The organism is Burkholderia sp. BC1 (genome assembly GCF_052683555.1).
The window spans coordinates 48,295-67,648 of the sequence record NZ_JBQYLP010000013.1 but is presented as its reverse complement, the minus strand read 5'-3'; the positions used below and the strand labels follow the sequence as shown (position 1 = coordinate 67,648).

The 19,354-nt window shown below is 66.9% G+C and carries 18 protein-coding genes; 9 read left to right on the top strand and 9 right to left on the bottom strand.

Translation table 11 applies throughout. From position 1 onward, the window contains the following. Nucleotides 1-62: 62 nt before the first annotated feature. The 5 genes from dut to ACSHSS_RS09075 all read right to left on the bottom strand — a co-directional run bounded on the left by dut (nucleotide 63) and on the right by ACSHSS_RS09075 (nucleotide 6,278). Nucleotides 63-509, bottom strand: coding sequence for a dUTP diphosphatase (gene dut / locus ACSHSS_RS09095; RefSeq protein ID WP_006398532.1), 447 nt, complete (start codon nucleotides 507-509; stop codon nucleotides 63-65). Nucleotides 510-561: 52 nt separating this feature from the next. Continuing rightward, nucleotides 562-1,773: a bifunctional phosphopantothenoylcysteine decarboxylase/phosphopantothenate--cysteine ligase CoaBC gene (gene coaBC / locus ACSHSS_RS09090; protein ID WP_445544849.1), complete on the bottom strand. Its 1,212-nt coding sequence runs from the start codon at nucleotides 1,771-1,773 to the stop codon at nucleotides 562-564. A 68-nt stretch (nucleotides 1,774-1,841) separates the two neighbouring features. After that, nucleotides 1,842-2,342, bottom strand: a complete 501-nt coding sequence (lspA, locus tag ACSHSS_RS09085; RefSeq protein ID WP_006398534.1) for a signal peptidase II — start codon at nucleotides 2,340-2,342, stop codon at nucleotides 1,842-1,844. A gap of 2 nt (nucleotides 2,343-2,344) precedes the next feature. Beyond that, nucleotides 2,345-5,182, bottom strand: a complete 2,838-nt coding sequence (ileS, locus tag ACSHSS_RS09080; RefSeq protein WP_039219768.1) for an isoleucine--tRNA ligase — start codon at nucleotides 5,180-5,182, stop codon at nucleotides 2,345-2,347. Nucleotides 5,183-5,285: 103 nt separating this feature from the next. Continuing rightward, entirely contained in the window at nucleotides 5,286-6,278 is a 993-nt protein-coding gene (locus ACSHSS_RS09075; protein WP_006398536.1) for a bifunctional riboflavin kinase/FAD synthetase, read from the bottom strand. A gap of 121 nt (nucleotides 6,279-6,399) precedes the next feature. On the opposite strand from ACSHSS_RS09075, the gene purN reads away from it, so the two are divergent. The 6 genes from purN (at nucleotide 6,400) to nadC (ending at nucleotide 13,340) form a co-directional block, all read left to right on the top strand. After that, the gene (gene purN / locus ACSHSS_RS09070; protein WP_006398537.1) at nucleotides 6,400-7,062 is read left to right on the top strand and encodes a phosphoribosylglycinamide formyltransferase; all 663 of its coding nucleotides are present in this window, start codon (nucleotides 6,400-6,402) and stop codon (nucleotides 7,060-7,062) included. After that, complete coding sequence (locus ACSHSS_RS09065; RefSeq protein WP_006398538.1) at nucleotides 7,059-8,324, top strand: RsmB/NOP family class I SAM-dependent RNA methyltransferase; 1,266 nt, start codon at nucleotides 7,059-7,061, stop codon at nucleotides 8,322-8,324. Before purN ends, ACSHSS_RS09065 begins: the two co-directional genes overlap by 4 nt. 18 nt (nucleotides 8,325-8,342) lie before the next feature. Continuing rightward, nucleotides 8,343-9,731 (top strand): mechanosensitive ion channel family protein, encoded by a 1,389-nt coding sequence (locus tag ACSHSS_RS09060; protein ID WP_445544848.1) that lies wholly within the window; start codon nucleotides 8,343-8,345, stop codon nucleotides 9,729-9,731. Between the two features lie 197 nt (nucleotides 9,732-9,928). Continuing rightward, nucleotides 9,929-11,122, top strand: coding sequence for a DesA family fatty acid desaturase (locus ACSHSS_RS09055; RefSeq protein ID WP_006398540.1), 1,194 nt, complete (start codon nucleotides 9,929-9,931; stop codon nucleotides 11,120-11,122). A gap of 203 nt (nucleotides 11,123-11,325) precedes the next feature. Next, nucleotides 11,326-12,462 carry a quinolinate synthase NadA gene (gene nadA / locus ACSHSS_RS09050; RefSeq protein WP_006398541.1) on the top strand — a complete coding sequence of 379 codons (1,137 nt, stop codon included), beginning with the start codon at nucleotides 11,326-11,328 and terminating at the stop codon, nucleotides 12,460-12,462. After that, on the top strand, nucleotides 12,459-13,340 hold the full coding sequence (gene nadC / locus ACSHSS_RS09045) for a carboxylating nicotinate-nucleotide diphosphorylase (RefSeq protein WP_006416142.1): 882 nt from the start codon (nucleotides 12,459-12,461) through the stop codon (nucleotides 13,338-13,340). Before nadA ends, nadC begins: the two co-directional genes overlap by 4 nt. Before the next feature lie 86 nt (nucleotides 13,341-13,426). Here the strand turns inward: nadC and nadB are convergent, their stop codons facing one another. From nadB to radC, 4 genes are all read right to left on the bottom strand, one after another. Next, the gene (gene nadB / locus ACSHSS_RS09040; RefSeq protein ID WP_006398543.1) at nucleotides 13,427-15,013 is read right to left on the bottom strand and encodes an L-aspartate oxidase; all 1,587 of its coding nucleotides are present in this window, start codon (nucleotides 15,011-15,013) and stop codon (nucleotides 13,427-13,429) included. Between the two features lie 159 nt (nucleotides 15,014-15,172). Beyond that, a complete protein-coding gene (gene rpmG / locus ACSHSS_RS09035) occupies nucleotides 15,173-15,340 on the bottom strand; it encodes a 50S ribosomal protein L33 (RefSeq protein ID WP_004185395.1) in 168 nt (55 codons plus the stop codon). Nucleotides 15,341-15,357: 17 nt separating this feature from the next. Further along, the gene (gene rpmB, locus ACSHSS_RS09030) at nucleotides 15,358-15,591 is read right to left on the bottom strand and encodes a 50S ribosomal protein L28 (protein ID WP_004186391.1); all 234 of its coding nucleotides are present in this window, start codon (nucleotides 15,589-15,591) and stop codon (nucleotides 15,358-15,360) included. Nucleotides 15,592-15,829: 238 nt separating this feature from the next. Next, on the bottom strand, nucleotides 15,830-16,600 hold the full coding sequence (radC, locus tag ACSHSS_RS09025; protein ID WP_035952147.1) for a RadC family protein: 771 nt from the start codon (nucleotides 16,598-16,600) through the stop codon (nucleotides 15,830-15,832). 134 nt (nucleotides 16,601-16,734) lie between these two features. Between radC and ACSHSS_RS09020 the strand changes: the two genes are divergently transcribed. The 3 genes from ACSHSS_RS09020 (at nucleotide 16,735) to ACSHSS_RS09010 (ending at nucleotide 19,197) form a co-directional block, all read left to right on the top strand. Further along, the gene (locus ACSHSS_RS09020) at nucleotides 16,735-17,190 is read left to right on the top strand and encodes an FKBP-type peptidyl-prolyl cis-trans isomerase (RefSeq protein ID WP_006405874.1); all 456 of its coding nucleotides are present in this window, start codon (nucleotides 16,735-16,737) and stop codon (nucleotides 17,188-17,190) included. A 2-nt stretch (nucleotides 17,191-17,192) separates the two neighbouring features. Beyond that, a complete protein-coding gene (gene ispH, locus ACSHSS_RS09015) occupies nucleotides 17,193-18,170 on the top strand; it encodes a 4-hydroxy-3-methylbut-2-enyl diphosphate reductase (RefSeq protein ID WP_006398548.1) in 978 nt (325 codons plus the stop codon). A 226-nt stretch (nucleotides 18,171-18,396) separates the two neighbouring features. Next, nucleotides 18,397-19,197: a branched-chain amino acid ABC transporter substrate-binding protein gene (locus tag ACSHSS_RS09010; protein ID WP_105841232.1), complete on the top strand. Its 801-nt coding sequence runs from the start codon at nucleotides 18,397-18,399 to the stop codon at nucleotides 19,195-19,197. Nucleotides 19,198-19,354: the final 157 nt, after the last annotated feature.

Below are 19,354 nucleotides of genomic sequence, written 5' to 3'. Positions count from 1 at the left end.
GCGCCCGGACGCCGCGCAACAAAAAAGGGCCCGCGGGCCCTTTTGTATCTCCGGTACGACGCTCAGTGACGACCGGTGCTGCCGAAACCGCCGGCGCCGCGCTCGCTTTGCGCGAAGTCGTCGACGATGTTGAACTGCGCCTGCACGACCGGCACGATCACGAGCTGCGCGAGGCGCTCGAACGGGTTCAGCACGAATTCCGTTTGCCCGCGGTTCCAGGTCGATACCATCAGCTGGCCCTGGTAGTCGGAATCGATCAGCCCGACCAGATTGCCGAGCACGATGCCGTGCTTGTGGCCGAGACCCGAGCGCGGCAGGATCAGCGCCGCGTAGTTCGGGTCCGCCAGATGGATCGCGAGACCGGTCGGCACGAGCGCCGTGTCGCCCGGCTTCAGCGTCAGCGGCGCGTCGAGGCACGCGCGCAGATCGAGGCCCGCGCTGCCGGCGGTTGCGTAGGCGGGCAGATAGTCGCGCATGCGCGCGTCGAGAATCTTCAGGTCGAGTTTCATGCGGTTCGAATCGGTCGGAAGGGCGCGGCGGCGCATGCCGCCGCGCGGGAGTTCAGATCAGGCTGTTGTCCGGCAGGCGCTTCGCGATTTCGTCGACGATCACGTGCGCGAGCTCGTCCTTCGGCGCGCGCGGCAGCCGCGTGAGGCCGCTTTCGTCGAACAGCACGACTTCGTTGTCGTCGCGGCCGAACGTCAGCGGGCCGAGATTGCCGACCAGCAGCGGCACGTTCTTGCGCTTGCGCTTTTCGTCGCCGTACACGTCGAGGTCGCCGCTCTCGGCCGCGAAGCCGACGCAGAACGGCGGATCGGGCAGCGCCGCGACCGACGCGAGGATGTCGGGATTCTCGACGAATTCGAGCGGCGGCATCTTGCGGTCGGCCGTCTTCTTCATCTTGTGCTCGGCCGGCTGCGCGACGCGCCAGTCGGCCACCGCGGCAACCGCGATGAAGATGTCGGCATCGTTGATCGCGTTCATCACCGCGTCGTACATCTGCTGCGCGGTCTGCACATCCTCGCGGTACACGCCCCACGGCGTGTCGAGTGCGACCGGGCCGGCGACGAGATGGACTTCGGCGCCTGCCTGCAGCGCGGCGCGCGCGAGCGCGAAACCCATCTTGCCGCTCGAGCGGTTCGTGAGGCCGCGCACCGGATCGAGCGGCTCGAAGGTCGGGCCGGCCGTGATCAGCACGCGCCGATGCGCGAGCCGCTTCGGCCGGAAGTGCGAGACGATCGCTTCGTAGATCGCTTCGGGTTCGAGCATGCGGCCGTCGCCGACTTCGCCGCACGCCTGCGCGCCGGAGTCGGGGCCGAGCACCGACACGCCGTCGGCGCGCAGTTGTGCGACGTTGCGCTGCGTGGCGGGGTTCTGCCACATCTGCCGGTTCATCGCGGGCACGACGAGCAGCGGACAGTCGCGCGCGACGCAGAGCGTCGACAGCAGATCGTCCGCGAAGCCGTGTGCGAGCTTGGCGAGGAAATCGGTCGACGCGGGCGCGATCACGATCGCGTCGGCTTCGCGCGACAGGTCGATGTGCGCCATGTTGTTGTCGATGCGCGCATCCCACTGGCTCGTGTAGACGGGGCGGCCGGACAGCGCCTGCATCGTGACGGGCGTGATGAACTGCGTGGCGGCTTCGGTCATCGCGACCTGCACGGTCGCTCCGGCTTTCGTGAGCAGCCGGGTCAGCTCGGCGATCTTGTAGCAGGCGATGCCGCCGGTCAGGCCGAGAACGAGGTGTTTTCCTGCGAGTTCCGCGTGTGCCAACTCAGGCCTCCAAGGGTCGAACGAGACGGCCGGCACGCACGCCGGCCGTCGACGCAGAGTATGCGCGCTTAGCGTGCGCCGCGCACGCGACGCAGTTCGTCGTAGATCAGCAGCACGGCGCCGATCGTGATCGCGGAGTCGGCAAGGTTGAATGCCGGAAAGTGCCAGCCGCCGAGATGGAAATCGAGGAAGTCGATCACGTGGCCGTAGACGAGCCGGTCGATCACGTTGCCGAGCGCGCCGCCGAGGATCAGCGCGAGCGACAGGCTGAACAGCCGCTGGTGGCCGTGGCGCTTCAGCAGGAAGCAGATCACGAGCGTCGCGCCGACGCCGAGCGCGGTGAACGCCCAGCGCTGCCAGCCGCTCGCGGTCGACAGGAAGCCGAACGCGGCGCCGCGGTTGTAGACGAGCACGAGGTTGAAGAACGACGTCAGCGCATGCTGCGCGCCGTAGGCAAACGTCTTCAGGATCGCGATTTTCGACAGCTGGTCGAACAGGATCACGATCAGCGAAATGCCCAGCCACGGCGCGAGTGCGCCGCTGGCCGGTTTCGACAGGGTTTTCGCCATATTTACGCAGCGCTCCGGATTTCGCCGTTTTCAAACAGGTTCGAGAAGCAGCGGCCGCACAGCGTCGGATGATCGGCGTGCGCGCCGACGTCTTCGCGATAGTGCCAGCAGCGTTCGCATTTCTGATACTTCGACGCGGCCACGTCGACGCCTTCCTGCGCTTCGTCGTCGACCTTGACGACCGTCGCGGCCGACGTGATCAGCACGAACTTCAGATCGTCGCCGAGGCTCGCGAGCGCATCGTAACGCGCGCCGCTCGCGTGCACCGTCACTTCGGCCTGCAGCGACGAGCCGATGCGGTTCGCGGTGCGCGCTTCCTCGAGCGCCTTCGTCACGGTGCCGCGCACATCGCGCAGCAGCGACCACTTGTCGATCAGCGCATCGGCGTGGGCGACGTCCGGATACGCGTAATACGTTTCGGTGAAGATCGTGTCGCTCGCCGGCTGGAACACCTTCCACGCTTCCTCCGCCGTAAACGACAGGAACGGTGCGAGCACGCGCAGCAGGCCCTGCGTCAGGTGGTACAGCGCCGTCTGTGCGGAGCGGCGTGCGCGCGAGTCGGGCGCGCTCGTGTACAGGCGGTCCTTCAGCACGTCGAGGTAGAAGCCGCCGAGGTCTTCCGAGCAGTACGTCTGCAGCTTCGCGACGACCGGGTGGAATTCGTACTTCTCGTAGTACGCGAGCAGTTCGGTCTGCAGCTGCGCCGAGAACGCGACGGCATAGCGATCGATCTCGAGCCATTCGTCGACCGGCACCGCATGCTGCGCGTAGTCGAAGTCGGACAGGTTCGCGAGCAGGAAGCGCAGCGTGTTGCGGATCCGGCGATAGCCTTCCGTCACGCGCTTCAGGATTTCCTCGGAGATCGCGAGCTCGCCCGAGTAGTCGGTCGATGCGATCCACAGGCGGATGATTTCCGCGCCGAGGCGATTCGCGACTTCATGCGGATCGACGCCGTTGCCGAGCGACTTGCTCATCTTGCGGCCTTCGCCGTCGACCGTGAAGCCGTGCGTGAGCAGCCCCTTGTACGGCGCGCGGCCGTCGAGCATCGACGCGGTCAGCAGTGACGAATGGAACCAGCCGCGATGCTGGTCCGAGCCTTCGAGGTAGAGGTCAGCCGGGAACTGCAGCTGATCCTTGTGCGAGCCGCGCAGCACGTGCCAGTGCGTCGTGCCCGAGTCGAACCACACGTCGAGCGTGTCGCGGTTCTTTTCGTACAGGTTCGCGTCGTCGCCGATCAGCTCGCGCGGATCGAGCGTCTGCCACGCCTCGATGCCGGACTTTTCGACACGCTTCGCGACTTCCTCGAGCAGCTCGAGCGTGCGCGGATGCAGCTCGCCGGTTTCCTTGTGCACGAAGAACGCCATCGGCACGCCCCACTGGCGCTGACGCGACAGCGTCCAGTCGGGCCGGTTCGCGATCATGCTGAACAGGCGCTGCTTGCCCCACGACGGATAGAACGCGGTGGCTTCGACGCCTTCGAGCGCGGTCTCGCGCAGCGTCTTGCCGCCTTCGCGCGGCGTGACGTCCATCCCGGCGAACCATTGCGACGTCGCGCGGTAGATGATCGGCGTCTTGTGGCGCCAGCAGTGCATGTAGCTGTGCGTGTACTTCTCGCTGCGCAGCAGCGTGCCGGCGTCGCGCAGCGCGTCGACGACCTTCGGATTCGCGTCCCAAATCGACAGCCCGCCGAACAGCGGCAGCGATTCGATGTAGCGGCCGTCGCCCATCACCGGGTTGATGATGTCGGAGTCGGTCATGCCGTGCGTCTTGCACGAGATGAAATCTTCGACGCCGTATGCGGGCGACGAGTGCACGACGCCGGTGCCGGTGTCGGTCGTCACGTAGTCGCCGAGATAGACGGGCGCCGTGCGCTTGTAGCCCGGATGAGCCGACGCGAGCGGATGGTGGAAGCGCAGGTTGACGAGCTTCACGCCGGGCGCGGTCGCGACGACGCGGCCGCTCAGCTTGAATTCCTCCATGCACGCGGCGACGCGCTCTTCGGCGACGATCAGCAGCCCGCGCTCGGTATCGACGAGCGCATAGACGATTTCGGGATGCAGGTTCAGCGCCTGGTTCGCGGGGATCGTCCACGGCGTCGTGGTCCAGATCACGATGCCGCCTTCGGCGCGCGGCAGCGCGGGCAGTCCGAACGCCTGCGCCGTCTTTTCCGGTTCGGCGAACGGGAACATCACGTCGATCGTCGGATCCGTGCGGTCCTTGTACTCGACTTCCGCTTCGGCGAGCGCCGAGCCGCAGTCGAAGCACCAGTTCACGGGCTTCAGCCCGCGATAGACGTAACCCTTCTCGATGATCTTGCCGAGCGCGCGGATTTCTTCCGCTTCGTTCACGAAATTCATCGTCTTGTACGGATCGGCCCAGTCGCCGAGCACGCCGAGGCGCTTGAAGCCGGCCTTCTGCTTCTCGATCTGCTCGGTCGCGTACGCGCGCGCCTTGCTCATCACTTCGGCGGCCGGCAGCGACTTGCCGAACTGCTTCTCGATCTGGATTTCGATCGGCATCCCATGGCAGTCCCAGCCCGGCACGTAGGGCGCGTCGAAGCCGGCCATGTTGCGCGACTTCACGACGATGTCCTTCAGGATCTTGTTGACCGCGTGACCGAGGTGGATGTCGCCGTTCGCATACGGCGGGCCGTCGTGCAGGATGAACTTCGGCCGGCCCTTGCTGGCCGCGCGGATCTTCTCGTAGACGCCGCGCTCCTCCCACTCCTTGACCCACTGCGGCTCGCGCTTGGGCAGATCGCCGCGCATCGGGAACGGCGTGTCGAGCAGGTTGACCGGATACTTGGCCTGCGGTTTCGAATCGGCTTTCTTGTTGCTCATGATGGGATCGCTATCTAAATCGGGGGGACGCACGTGCGTCGTGAATCGGGCGCGCGCGCAGCGCGGCGCGAGGTGTGCGGCGCGCTATGCGCCGCCGGCCGGATCAGCTAATTCGGTCGGTCGCCGACGTCGAGAAGCCGGTCGCGCGGCTGCCCGGCGCACGGTCGCGCTCGATGAAGTACGCGCGCGCGTTCGCGACGTCCTGCGCGATCGCGCGGGACAGCGCCTCGAGATCGTCGAATTTCGCCTCGTCGCGCAGCTTTTTCAGGAATTCGACGCGCACGAGCTTGCCGTAGGCGTCGCCGTGCCAGTCGAGCAGGTGCACCTCGAGCAGCACGCGGCCAGAATCGTCGACGGTCGGACGCAGGCCGAGGCTCGCGACGCCGGGCAGCGGTGCGGGGCCGAGGCCGTGCACCTGCACGACGAAGATGCCCGCGAGCGCAGGGCGCTTGTGCGCGATCGGCAGGTTCAGCGTCGGGAAGCCGAGGTCGCGGCCGAGCTTGAGCCCGTGTGCGACGTGGCCGCTGATCGCATAGCTGTGGCCGAGCGCGCTCGCGGCCGCCTCGAGATCGCCCGCGGCGAGCGCGGTGCGCACGCCGGAGCTCGAGATGCGCGTGCCGTCGCTGCCGGCGATCGTGCCCATCTGCTCGACTTCGAAGCCGTACTGCTCGCCGGCCGCCTTCAGCGTATCGAAGGTGCCCGCGCGCTTCGCGCCGTAGCAGAAATCGTCGCCGACCATCATCCAGCGCGTGTGCAGCCCGTTGACCAGCGTGCGTTCGACGAACGCCTGCGGCGACTGGCTCGCGAACGTGTGGTTGAAGTGCTCGACGACCACGCGATCGACGCCGTGCTCGCGCAGCGCCTCGAGCTTGTCGCGCAGCATCGCGATGCGCGGCGGCGCGCCGGCCGGGTTGAAGAATTCGCGCGGATGCGGCTCGAACGTCATCACGCACACGGGCAGGCCGCGCGCGTCCGCTGCCGCGCGCACGCGCGCGAGCAGGGCCTGATGCCCGCGATGGACACCGTCGAAGTTGCCGATCGTCAGCGCGCAAGGCGCGCGGCTCTCGGCGTTGGGCAGGCCGCGGAAGACTTTCACGATAGCGGATGCAGCGTCGGGGATGGGCGGTGGGATGCCGCAAAGCAGAAGATTATAAACGTTCGGGCGGCGCGGCGGCTGAGGAGGCGGGAAACGCGGGGCCGAATGGTAAAATTCGCGGATGAAAAAACTCGTGATCCTGATTTCCGGTCGCGGCAGCAACATGGAGGCCATCGTCCGCGCATGCACGCACGAACGCTGGCCGGCCGAGGTCGCCGCCGTGATCGCCAACCGGCCCGACGCGGCCGGCCTCGCCTTTGCCGCGTCGCACGGCATTGCGACCGCGGTGGTCGACCATCGGTCGTTCGACGGCCGCGACAGCTTCGATGCGGCGCTCGCCGCCGAGATCGACCGCTTCGCGCCCGATCTCGTCGTGCTCGCCGGCTTCATGCGCATCCTGACGCCCGAATTCGTCAGACGATATGAAGGCCGGCTGCTGAACATTCATCCGTCGCTGCTGCCGAGCTTCAAGGGCATCCGCACGCACCAGCAGGCGCTCGACGCGGGCGTCGCGCTGCACGGCGCGACGGTCCATTTCGTCATTCCGGAACTCGACAGCGGCGCGATCGTCGCGCAGGGCGCGGTGCCGGTGCGCGCGGGCGACGACGCCGCGGCGCTCGCGCAGCGCGTGCTGGCGGTCGAGCACGTGCTGTATCCGCGGGCGGTGCGCTGGTTCGTCGAAGGGCGCCTGCGCCTCGAAGGCGATCGTGCGATCGTCGCGCCCGAAGAGGCGCGCTGGATTTTCGCGGATCAACCGCAAACCGAAACGAGCGAGGGTGTATGAAGCTGCACGGATTCCTGATCGGCCAGACCGAGACGCTGCTGGCCGAAGTGCTGAAATTTGCCGGTCCCGCCGACGCGACGACGAGCCGCTTTTTCCGCGCGCATCCGAAGCTCGGCCACGCGGAGCGCGGCGTGATCGCCGAAGCGGTGTTCGCGGTACTGCGCCGCAAGATGGAGTTCGCGCATCTGGCCGAGAGCGGCACGGGCAGCCCCGCGCGGCGCCTGACGCTGCTCGGCCTGATGCAGACGATGGGCCGCAACGCGCTGAAGCCGTTCGTGTCGCCCGCCGAGGCGGCGTGGCTCGAGCATGTATCGAAGATCGATCCGGCGAGCCTGCCGGTGCGCATCCGCACGAACCTGCCGGACTGGATCCAGCAGGCGCTGTCGACGCGCTTCGATGCCGAGGAGCTTGCGCAGCTCGCCGCCGCGCTGAACTATCCGGCGCCGCTCGATCTGCGCGCGAACGTGCTGAAGGCCACGCGCGAGCAGGTGATCGACGCGCTGCGCGCGAACGGCATCGACGCGGGCGAGACGCCGTTCGCGCCGCACGGCGTGCGCGTGGTCGGCAAGCCGGCGCTCACGCGTCTGAAGCTCTTCGAGGAAGGGCAGATCGAGGTGCAGGACGAGGGCAGCCAGCTGCTGTGCTCGCTCGTCGCGCCGCGTCGCGGCGAGATGGTCGTCGACTTCTGCGCGGGCGCGGGCGGCAAGACGCTCGCGCTCGGCGCGATGATGCGCTCGACCGGCCGGCTGTATGCGTTTGACGTGTCGGAGAAGCGTCTCGCGAAGCTCAAGCCGCGCCTGGCGCGCAGCGGGCTGTCGAACGTGAACCCCGTGCTGATCGACAGCGAGCATGACGCGAAGATCAAGCGGCTCGCCGGCAAGATCGACCGCGTGCTCGTCGACGCGCCGTGCAGCGGTCTCGGCACGCTGCGCCGCAATCCCGACCTGAAGTGGCGCCAGACGCGCACGTCGGTCGACGAACTCACGCCGAAGCAGGCGTCGATCCTCGCGAGCGCGGCGCGCCTCGTGAAGAAGGGCGGCCGCCTCGTCTACGCGACCTGCAGCGTGCTCGACGCCGAGAACGAGCGCATCGTCGAGCAGTTCCTCGCCGATCATCCCGACTTCGTGCTCGTGCCGGCGCAGAAGGTGCTCGCCGATCAGCGCATCGAGCTCGAGACGGGCGATTACCTCTCGCTGTGGCCGCACCGCCACGCGACCGACGGCTTCTTCGCCGCGGTGCTCGAGCGGCGCGCGGCGCAGTAACGGAGCAGGGCACGGACGATGGAGAACCGATTGCTGTCGCACCGGCTCGCGTCGGTGATCCGCGACTTCAACGAGCCGGTCATGATCTGGCAGGCCGCGATTCTCGTCGGCGCGCTGGCGTTCGCCTGGGTCGCCGCGCGCTTCGTGCACGGCCGGATCGACGCACGCCGGCGGGCGGCCGGCCGCCTGCCGGGCGCGGGTGCGCAGAGCCTGAAGCGCGCGCTCTTTCCGCTGTTCGGCGGGCTGTTCGTGCTGGCCGCGCAGCTGGCGTTCGAGCCGTTCATGTCGACATCGCTGCTGTCGCTCGCGCTGGTGCCGCTGTTCGGCATCGGGCTCATCTACGTGCTGTTTTTCTTCGCGCGGCGCGTGTTCGCGCGCGACGGCCACTCGCATGCGTGGCTGTCGATCGTCGAGAAGCTCGTGTCGGTGATCGTGTGGGCCGCGATGGTGCTGACCGTGCTCGGCATCCAGCGCGACGTGCTCGACTGGCTCGACAGCGTGCAGTTCCGCGTCGCGAACGCGCACCTGACGCTGCTGTCGCTGATCTCCGGCGCGCTGTGGGTCTGCGTGACGCTGATGGTCGCGATGTGGCTCGGCTCGGTGCTCGAGGACCGGCTCGCTCGCGCGAGCACGCTCGATGCGAACCTGCGCGTCGTGCTCTCGCGCGTCGGCCGCGCGCTGCTCGTGTTCGCGGCGGTGCTGATCGGGCTGTCGCTCGTCGGCATCGACGTCACGGTGCTCGGCGTGTTCGGCGGCGCGGTCGGCGTCGGCCTCGGCTTCGGGCTGCAGAAGATCGCGAGCAACTACGTGTCGGGCTTCATCATCCTGCTGGACCGCTCGCTGCGGCTCGGCGACGCGATCAGCGTCGGCGGCCTGCAGGGCGTCGTCACGCAGATCCGCACGCGCTACACGGTCGTACGCGGCCTCGACGGCAACGAGACGCTGATTCCGAACGAGAAGCTGATCACCGACGTCGTGCAGAACCAGTCGTCGTACCTGACGCGCGGCTATGCGAAGCTCGCGGTGCAGGTCGCGTACACGAACGACGTCGAGCAGGCACTGGCGTTGCTTGCCGAGGCGGCGCGCGGCGTGCCGCGCGTGCTCGACGAGCCGGCGCCGACGCCGTTTCTCGCCGGTTTCGGCGCGGACGGGATCGACCTGGAGCTCGGCTTCTGGATTGCGGACGCGGCGACGGGCACCGGCAGCGTGCGCTCGAACGTGAACCGGAACATCTGGCGGCTGTTTTATGAGCACGGGATCTCGATTCCGTACCCGCAGCGCGAGGTGCGCGTGATCGGGCTGCCCGACGCGCTCGGCGGCACGGTGCGGGCGGCCAACGAGCCTCCTGCGGACGGCGGCGCGGCCGACGCGGCGCCCGCGTCGAGCGCGCAGCAGCCGGCCGCGTGACGCGCAGCGGCCGAAACGGGAGCGCAGCGGGCGCGGCGTCCGTCCGTGGACCGTTCCCGTTGCTTCTCGACAAGAAAATATTCATTTTTTACAAAGACTTGGAACGGTTGAAGTAAAATTTCGGTCTATTCGCGGTATGCTTTCATTTTTATGACGTCGGCCCGTTGCCGGCGTCGCACTCACCACAGGTAACTGCCTTGCTGAATTCCCTGCTCGATTTTCTTTCTCACGGGCTTCTGCGTTTTTCGTGGTGGCAGGTCGCGCTGTTCGCGCTGGCCGTCACGCACGTCACGATCATCGGCGTGACGGTCTATCTGCACCGCTGCCAGGCGCACCGCGCGCTGGAGCTGCACCCGATCGCCAGCCACTTCTTCCGCGCCTGGCTGTGGATGACGACCGGCATGCTCACCGGCCAATGGGCGGCGATCCACCGCAAGCACCACGCGAAGTGCGAAACCGAGGAGGATCCGCACAGCCCGCAGACGCGCGGGATCTGGAAGGTGTTCCTCGAAGGCGCTGAGCTCTATCGCGCGGAAGCGAAGAACGAAGAGACGCTGCGCAAGTACAGCCACGGCACGCCGAACGACTGGATCGAGCGCAACGTCTATTCGAAATACCCGATCCTCGGCGTGAGCCTGATGATGGTGATCGACGTCGCGCTGTTCGGCGTGATCGGCCTCACCGTGTGGGCCGTGCAGATGGTCTGGATTCCGTTCTGGGCGGCCGGTGTCGTCAACGGTTTCGGCCACTTCTGGGGCTATCGCAACTTCAACTCGGCCGACGCGAGCACGAACCTCTTTCCGTGGGGCATCGTGATCGGCGGCGAAGAGCTGCACAACAACCACCACACGTTCGCGACGTCCGCGAAGCTGTCGAACAAGTGGTACGAATTCGACATCGGCTGGATGTATATCCGCATCATGTCTGCGTTCGGCCTCGCGAAGGTGAAGAAGGTCGCGCCGACGCCGCGCCTGAACAAGCCGAAGACGGTGCTCGACCAGGAAACGCTGCAAGCCGTGCTGTCGAACCGCTACGAAGTGATGGCGCGTTACGGCAAGGCCGTGAAGCGCGCGTATCGTCAGGAGCTTGCGCATCTGAAGGCGCTCGGCGGCGAGAAGTATCAGCTGATGCGCGGCGCGCGCAAGTGGTTCCACAAGGATGCCGACGGCCTCGACGAGCCGCAGAAGAAGCTGCTGCCGGAAATCTTCGCGAACAGCCAGAAGCTGCACACGTATTTCCAGCTGCGCCAGGATCTGGCCGCGATCTGGGATCGTTCGACCGCGTCGCGCGAACAGCTTCTCGCACAATTGCAGGATTGGTGCCATCGCGCCGAACAAAGCGGCATCAAGGCATTGCAGGAATTTGCGATGCGCCTGCGCCGCTACGCCTGATTCGAAATCGATTAGAATCTCAGGACGTCACAAACCCCGCGCTGGCGGGGTTTTTTCATTTCGGCCGCCGGTTTTCGCGGTCGCGATGGGCGACGCTGAATGGTGTTTGGGGCCGGCACGCGCGGCGCGCGTACGCCGGCCGGTGCGAAGCATGGGGTCGCGGCATGCGCAGGCGCGTGCGGCGGCCGACAGGAGACTGTGAGATGCAATCGACGATCAAGTCCGTCGAATACGATCGGCCGCTCGCGGCAGGCGCCACGTGCGGCGTCGGGCAGGCGTGGGCGAAGGTGCCCGAGACGCCGTCTGCGGAGGAGCGTGCGGCGCTCAAGGCGCGCATCAAGGCGTTGCTCGTGCGTGAAAAGGCCGTGCTCGTCGCGCATTACTATGTCGACGCCGAATTGCAGGAACTGGCCGACGAAACTGGCGGCTGCGTCGCCGATTCGCTCGAGATGGCGCGCTTCGGGCGCGATCACGATGCGCAGACGCTCGTCGTCGCCGGCGTGCGCTTCATGGGCGAAACCGCCAAGATTCTGAGCCCGCACAAGCGCATCCTGATGCCCGATCTCGACGCGACCTGTTCGCTCGATCTCGGCTGCCCCGTCGACGAGTTCTCCGCGTTCTGCGATGCGCATCCCGATCGCACCGTCGTCGTCTACGCGAACACGAGCGCGGCCGTGAAGGCGCGTGCGGACTGGATGGTCACGTCGTCGATCGGTCTCGAGATCGTCGCCGATCTGCACGCGCGCGGCGAGAAGATCATCTGGGCGCCGGATCGCCATCTCGGTAGCTATATTCAGAAGAAAACCGGCGCCGACATGCTGATGTGGCAGGGCTCCTGCCTCGTTCACGACGAATTCAAGGGCATCGAGCTCGACCTGCTGCGCGCCGAATATCCGGACGCGAAGGTGCTCGTGCATCCGGAATCGCCGGAGAGCGTCGTCGCGCAGGCCGACGTCGTCGGCTCGACCACGCAACTGATCGACGCGGCCGTGAAGTTCGACGCGACGCGTTTCATCGTCGCGACCGATCTCGGCATCCTGCACAAGATGCAGCTGGCTGCGCCCGGCAAGACCTTCATTGCCGCACCGACGGCCGGCAACAGCGCGACTTGCAAGAGCTGCGCGCATTGCCCGTGGATGGCGATGAACGGCCTCGCGAATCTCGCCGACGTGCTCGAACGCGGCCACAACGAAATCTTTGTCGATCCCGCGATCGGCGAACGCGCGCGTCTGCCGATCGACCGCATGCTCGCGTTCGCGGCCGCGCACAAGAAGCGCGTGCAGGCGAGCGGCGATCTGCAGCGCGATCAGCCGCTGTTCGCGAACGTGGGGGCGGCATGACGAGCGCCGTTTCTCCGCTTTACGACGCGATCCGCGCGCAATACGGCGCGGCCTTCGACGACGCGATCGCGCGCAACGTCGCGGATGCGATCGCCGAGGACGTCGGCCCCGGCGATCAGACCGGGCGGCTCGTGCCGGCCGACGAGCGCCGCCGTGCGCGCATCATCGTGCGCGAGGAAGCCGTGCTGTGCGGCGTGCCGTGGTTCGACGCAGTGGTCGCGCGGATCGATCCGTCGATCGCCGTGCAGTGGCGCTACCGCGAAGGCGACCGGATGACGGCCGATTCGATCGTCTGCGAACTCGAAGGGCCGGCGCGCGCGCTGCTGACCGCCGAGCGCAATGCACTGAATTTCCTGCAGCTGCTGTCGGGTGTCGCAACGGCGACGCGCCGCTACGTCGATCGCATCGAAGGCACGCGCGCGAAGATTCTCGATACGCGCAAGACCTTGCCGGGGCTGCGGCTCGCGCAGAAGTACGCGGTGCGCGTCGGCGGCGGCGAGAACCAGCGTCTTGCGCTGTACGACGGCATTCTGATCAAGGAAAACCACATCGCGGCCGCAGGCGGCGTCGGCGAGGCGCTCGATGCGGCGTTCGCGCTGAACGCGGGCGTGCCCGTGCAGATCGAGGTCGAGACGCTCGCGCAGCTCGACACGGCGCTCGCGCACGGCGCGCAGTCGGTGCTGCTCGACAACTTCACGCTCGACATGATGCGCGAAGCGGTGCGCGTAGCGGCCGGCAAGGCGGTGCTCGAAGTGTCGGGCGGCGTCAATTTCGATACGGTACGCACGTTCGCCGAAACCGGCGTCGACCGCATCTCGATCGGCGCGCTGACGAAGGACGTGCGCGCGACCGATTATTCGATGCGCATCGTCGCCTGATCGCGCGGCGCGCAGCGACGCAATGAAAAGGCCGCCGGTGCGTATGCGCCGGCGGCCTTTCTCGTTCCGGTCAGCGCGCGCGTCGCTCAGCGACGCGAACGCGGCTGCAGCACGCTCGGCAGCGCCTTCGGCAGCGTGTTCGGCCAGTCGCGGCTGTAGTGCAGCCCGCGGCTTTCGCGGCGCGACTGCGCGCTCTTCACGATCAGCGTCGCGACGTCGACGAGATTGCGCAGTTCGAGCAGATCGCGCGTCACGCGGAAGTTCGCGTAGTACTCGTGGATTTCGTCGCGCAGCAGCGACAGCCGGTGCTTCGCGCGCTCGAGGCGTTTGTCGGTACGCACGATGCCGACGTAGTTCCACATCAGGCGGCGCAGCTCGTCCCAGTTGTGCGCGACGACGACTTCTTCGTCGGCATCGGACACTCGACTCTCGTCCCATGCGGGCAGCGGGCCTGTCGCTTCGACGTCGAAGCCGGCCGCTTCGATCGCCCCGGCCGCCGCACGGCCGATCACGAGGCATTCGAGCAGCGAATTGCTCGCGAGCCGGTTCGCGCCGTGCAGGCCCGTGTACGACGTTTCGCCGACCGCATACAGGCCGGCCAGATCGGTGCGTCCGGCGAGGTCGGTCACGACGCCGCCGCACGTGTAGTGCGCGGCCGGCACGACGGGAATCGGCTCCTTGGCGATGTCGATGCCGAATTCGAGGCAGCGCGCGTGGATCGTCGGGAAGTGCTCGCGCAGGAACGCTTCGGGCTGGTGGCTGATGTCGAGATAGACGCAGTCGATCCCGCGCTTCTTGATCTCGAAGTCGATCGCGCGCGCGACGATGTCGCGCGGCGCGAGCTCCGCGCGCGGATCGTGCGCGGGCATGAAGCGCGTGCCGTCCGGCAGCTTCAGCAGGCCGCCTTCGCCGCGCACGGCCTCGGAGATCAGGAACGATTTCGCGTACGGATGGAACAGGCAGGTCGGATGGAACTGGATGAATTCCATGTTCGCGACGCGGCAGCCTGCGCGCCACGCCATCGCGATGCCGTCGCCGGTCGCGGTGTCGGGGTTCGTCGTGTACAGGTAGACCTTGCCGGCGCCGCCCGTCGCGAGCACCGTGTGCGGCGCCTCGATCGTGATCGTGCGGTCGTGCTCGACGTCGAGCGCGTACAGGCCGTGACAGCGGCGGCCGGGCAGGCCGAGCCGGTCCGACGTGATCAGGTCGATCGCGTGATGGTTTTCGAAGAACGTGATGTTCGGATGCCGGCGCGCACGCTCCGACAGCGTCGCGAGCACCGCATGACCGGTCGCGTCGGCCGCGTGGATGATGCGGCGATGACTGTGGCCGCCTTCGCGCGTCAGATGAAAGCCGAGTTCGGCCGCGTCGTCTTTCGTGAACGGCACGCCCTGCGAGATCAGCCATTCGATCGCTTCGCGGCCGTGCTCGACGATGTAGCGCGTCGCGCCTTCGTCGCACAGGCCGCCGCCTGCGACGAGCGTATCGTCGACGTGGTTTTCGATGCTGTCCGCCGAATCGAGGACAGCGGCGATGCCGCCTTGTGCGTTATCGCTCGCGCCTTCCATCATCGAACGCTTCGCGATCAGCGCGACGCGTCGCGTGCTGGCCAGGTTGAGTGCGACCGACAGCCCTGCCAGGCCGCTGCCGACGATCGCCACGTCGAATTTCATGCTGCATCTCCATCGTTGTGCTTTGAGGCTCGTGCGTTCCGGCGGCCGCGCCGCGGGAAAGGGGAGAGCATACCGCGTCGGACGAAGCTGCGTACGCGCAAAACAAAAAGCCCCGCATGAGCGGGGCTTTTCGTGTCAACAGGCTGCAGGAAATGGAGATTACTTGATCTTCGTTTCCTTGTACGCCACATGCTTGCGGGCGACGGGATCGAACTTCATGATCTCCATCTTTTCCGGCATGTTGCGCTTGTTCTTCGTGGTCGTGTAGAAGTGACCCGTACCAGCGGTCGACTCGAGCTTGATCTTGTCGCGTGCGCCTTTTGCCATGATTGTGCTCCTTGGGCTTAGGCTTCGCCGCGTGCGCGCAGGTCAGCGAGCACGGAATCGATGCCGTTCTTGTCGATCAGGCGCAGGCCGGCGTTCGAAACGCGCAGGCGCACCCAACGGTTTTCGCTTTCCACCCAGAACCGGCGGTTTTGCAGGTTCGGCAGGAAGCGGCGCTTGGTCTTGTTGTTCGCGTGGGAAACGTTGTTGCCGCTCATCGGCGCTTTCCCAGTTACTTGGCATACGCGTGCCATGAGAGCACTCCTAATACGCTAAATTCGGGGTTCGATCGCCGGTGAAGGTTCTCATCGCGCCGCCACGTGATCCATGGCCGCACTCCGAACGCACAAGCCCTTGCAGACAAGGCCCTTCGATGGCTAGAACTGGTTGGAAAAAAGACAGACGGCGATTCTAGCAGAAAAATATCAGGAAAATCAAACCTAATTTCGCATCGCCGTTGCGGCGCTCCGCGAAGGGGCGCCGCGCCACAGTCTACAGCCAACCGGCGCGCGCGAACGAGAATGTGTCGGCCTTGCCGACGACGACGTGGTCGAGCAGCCGCACGTCGACCAGCGCGAGCGCGTCGCGCAGCGTGCGTGTGAGTCGCCGATCCTCGGCACTCGGCTGCACGGCGCCGGACGGATGATTATGCGCGACGATCAGCGCGGCCGCGTTCATCCGCATCGCGCTGCGCACGATCTCGCGTGGATAGACGGCCATGCGCGTCAGCGAGCCGCGCGTGTTTTCCTCCATGTCGATGAGGCCGTGCCGCGCGTCCAGATACAGCGTGACGAAGACTTCGTACGGCCGTGTGCCGATCTTCAGCCGAAGATAGTCGTCGACGGCGGCCGGCGAGTCGATCGGCCTGCGCAGCAGCGCCTTTTCCGCGAGCGCGCGGCGCGCGAGCTCGGTGATCGCGCCGAGCAGTGCCGCGCGCGCCGGCCCGATGCCCGGACATGCGCCGAAATCGGCCGGCGTCGCATCGAGCAGCCCGCGCAGCGAACCGAAGCGCACCAGCAGCGCGCGGGCGCTCGCGAACACGCTGTGCCCGCGCACGCCCGAGCCGAGCAGCAGCGCGACGAGCTCGTCGTCGGTCAGCGCGGCGGGCCCGCGCTCGAGCAGCCGTTCGCGCGGCAGGTTCGGCCGCCAGTTGCCCGGCCGGCGCCGGCGCGGCGCGTCGGGCTGCGCACGCTCGGGCGGGGCCGGCGGCGCGTCGTGCGCGTCGCGGCATTCGACGGGCGGAAGAGGGCAGGATATGAGCATCGTCGAAACTCCATTGGCGGCGGCCGCACGTGCAACGTCGTCGCACTTTCAGCCTTGCGCGCTCAGGTGACTTACAATATTGGCTTTGCGCTGGGCCTCGCGGCCGTTTCGGGCGCCGACTGAACGAGTAATTCATGAGCCTCATCGATCTATCCGAAGTGAAGCCCGGTTCCCATGTCACGCTGCATTACCGGCTTGCACTGGCCGACGGCGCCGACATCGTCAACACCTTCGCCGACAAACCCGCGACGCTGCTGCTGGGCGCCGGGCAACTGGCGCCGTCGCTGGAACAGATTCTGCTGGGGCTCAAGGTCGGAGACCATTCGACTTTTCAGCTAACGCCCGAGCAAGGGTTCGGTCCCCGCAATCCCGACATGCTGCAGCGCGTGACGCTCGCGACGCTGCGCGAGAACGGCATGGTCGACGAGGACTTCACGCCGGGCGAACTGATCGAGTTCAACGCACCGGACGGCGGCCGATATGCAGGCGTGCTGAAGGAAGTCGGCGAAACCTCCGCGCTGTTCGATTTCAATCATCCGCTCGCGGGCCAAGCGCTCACGTTCGAAGTGAAAATCATCGGAATCCTGTAATCATGAGCACCACCGATACGCTGTCCGGACAGACCGTCGCCGCCGACGCCGAAATCCTGCTCGCGCAGCCGCGCGGGTTTTGCGCGGGCGTCGATCGCGCGATCGAGATCGTCGAACGCGCGATCGCGATGCACGGCGCACCGATCTACGTCCGTCACGAGATCGTCCACAACAAGTACGTGGTCGAGGATCTGAAGAAGAAAGGCGCGATCTTCGTCGAGGAGCTCGAGGAAGTGCCGGCCGGCAACACCGTGATCTTCAGCGCGCACGGCGTGTCGAAGGCCGTGCGCGACGAAGCCGGCGTGCGCGGGCTGCGCATTTACGACGCGACCTGTCCGCTCGTCACGAAGGTGCACGTCGAAGTCGCGAAGATGCGCCAGGACGGCGTCGACATCGTGATGATCGGCCACAAGGGCCATCCGGAAGTCGAAGGCACGATGGGGCAGGTCGAGCGCGGGATGCATCTGGTCGAGAGCGTCGAGGATGTGCAGAAGCTCGAGCTCGCCGATCCGGAACGCATCGCGCTCGTCACGCAAACCACGCTGTCCGTCGACGACGCGGCCGAGATCATCGCGGCGCTGAAGGCGAAGTACCCGAAGATCCGCGAACCGAAGAAGCAGGACATCTGCTACGCGACGCAGAACCGTCAAGACGCGGTGAAGTTCATGGCGCCGCAGTGCGACGTCGTGATCGTCGTCGGCAGCCCGAACAGTTCGAATTCGAGCCGTCTGCGCGAAGTGGCCGAGAAGCGCGGCGTCGCGGCCTACATGGTCGACGCGCCCGAGCAGATCGATCCGGCGTGGGTCGCCGGCAAGCGCCGCATCGGCGTGACGGCCGGCGCGTCGGCGCCGGAAGTGCTGGCCCAGGCCGTGATCGCGCGGCTGCGCGAGCTCGGCGTGCGCAACGTGCGCGCGCTCGAGGGGATCGAGGAAAACGTGTCGTTCCCGCTGCCGCGCGGGCTGAACCTGCCCGCCGCCTGATTGCCGCATTGCAATCGCGATGCACCGAAGCGCGCCTGACGGCGCGCTTTTTTTTGTCCGTTGAATTCCCCATTCGCAACCATCGTTCCCCGGCATGGTGCAACCCGGTTGCTCCATCCGTTCCAAACGGCCTCTCAAAATTGGTTGCAATGCAGGAAAACCCCATCGAATCAGGAATATTGGCGCGTTCTAAATGGAGTTACAATGCGCCCGTTTTGAGGCCGGAATGGCTTCGAAAGCAGGTTTTGGCAAGGCGCGGGAGACCTATTCGATGCATGTGAAGTTGGCTTACGCCGTGTCCGTCGCCGCACCGGTTGCAATGGTCGCCGGCTGCAGCAAAAAGAGCGACGACGAGGCGGGCAGGGAGGCTGCGGCGTGCGCGGCACCGCCGGCCAGCGACGTGCGCGTCGCCAGAACCGGTCGTGCGGCGTCGTGGGGGCGCCGTATCGCGCAACCGAGCAATGTAGACGGGACACGTTTGACGATCGAGGACATCCACGTAGCGGGCCGCACGCACGCCGGCTCGCGACACGCATCCGTCGCGGCCTGCCGCGCGCGCGGCGCGACGGCGGGCACGCGGGTTGCCGCGCAGTGCGCGCCGGCGGCGCCGCATGGCGGCCGCGCGAGCGGCGCCGTGTCGGCGATCTCGATGCCCGCTCATTCCGATTCGACGAAGCAGCGCGTCGCGACGGCCCGTCGCACGATCGCACGCGGCCTGCTTCGTCCGCTGAATTCCGACGCGGTCCCGACCGGGATCGGAGGCAAGCGCCGCGCGGCAACGCGTCGTGCGGCGCGCGCGTCCGGCGTCGGAGCACACACCCTTGGCGGCAGCGGCGCATGCGCCGGCAAGGCGGTCGAGCCCGCGCGCGACGCGGTGCGCAACCTGATCGGGCGGGATACGGGGTTCGCCCCGGCCCGGACGGAACCAGGCGCGGCTTTCGGGAAACCGGACGCCGGCCGTTTCGGCATGCTGCCCTACGACTTCAAGGAGGCCCACACCACCGTCCTCGATGTCGTAACGATTTAGCGACGGGACTCACGACGGCACCGGAACAGTGCGGTGCCGTTTTTGTATCCGCTCCGGCGGCAGGTCCGGCCGTACAGGCCGGGCGGCGCGCGCCGGGACGATCAACCCTTACCGGTATCGACTAGTACCCGCAGTGTCGCCGAGAAGGCGCGATTCC

What these genes read in the sequence shown, in the direction of transcription:
- rpmB (WP_004186391.1), bottom strand. Translation starts at nt 15,591, where the DNA reads ATGGCACGCGTATGCCAAGTAACTGGGAAAGCGCCGATGAGCGGCAAC.
- ACSHSS_RS09020 (WP_006405874.1), top strand. Translation starts at nt 16,735, where the DNA reads ATGAGCCTCATCGATCTATCCGAAGTGAAGCCCGGTTCCCATGTCACG.
- ileS (WP_039219768.1), bottom strand. Translation starts at nt 5,182, where the DNA reads ATGAGCAACAAGAAAGCCGATTCGAAACCGCAGGCCAAGTATCCGGTC.
- rpmG (WP_004185395.1), bottom strand. Translation starts at nt 15,340, where the DNA reads ATGGCAAAAGGCGCACGCGACAAGATCAAGCTCGAGTCGACCGCTGGT.
- lspA (WP_006398534.1), bottom strand. Translation starts at nt 2,342, where the DNA reads ATGGCGAAAACCCTGTCGAAACCGGCCAGCGGCGCACTCGCGCCGTGG.
- radC (WP_035952147.1), bottom strand. Translation starts at nt 16,600, where the DNA reads ATGCTCATATCCTGCCCTCTTCCGCCCGTCGAATGCCGCGACGCGCAC.
- ACSHSS_RS09010 (WP_105841232.1), top strand. Translation starts at nt 18,397, where the DNA reads ATGGCTTCGAAAGCAGGTTTTGGCAAGGCGCGGGAGACCTATTCGATG.
- ACSHSS_RS09060 (WP_445544848.1), top strand. Translation starts at nt 8,343, where the DNA reads ATGGAGAACCGATTGCTGTCGCACCGGCTCGCGTCGGTGATCCGCGAC.
- ACSHSS_RS09065 (WP_006398538.1), top strand. Translation starts at nt 7,059, where the DNA reads ATGAAGCTGCACGGATTCCTGATCGGCCAGACCGAGACGCTGCTGGCC.
- purN (WP_006398537.1), top strand. Translation starts at nt 6,400, where the DNA reads ATGAAAAAACTCGTGATCCTGATTTCCGGTCGCGGCAGCAACATGGAG.
- nadC (WP_006416142.1), top strand. Translation starts at nt 12,459, where the DNA reads ATGACGAGCGCCGTTTCTCCGCTTTACGACGCGATCCGCGCGCAATAC.
- nadA (WP_006398541.1), top strand. Translation starts at nt 11,326, where the DNA reads ATGCAATCGACGATCAAGTCCGTCGAATACGATCGGCCGCTCGCGGCA.
- dut (WP_006398532.1), bottom strand. Translation starts at nt 509, where the DNA reads ATGAAACTCGACCTGAAGATTCTCGACGCGCGCATGCGCGACTATCTG.
- nadB (WP_006398543.1), bottom strand. Translation starts at nt 15,013, where the DNA reads ATGAAATTCGACGTGGCGATCGTCGGCAGCGGCCTGGCAGGGCTGTCG.
- ispH (WP_006398548.1), top strand. Translation starts at nt 17,193, where the DNA reads ATGAGCACCACCGATACGCTGTCCGGACAGACCGTCGCCGCCGACGCC.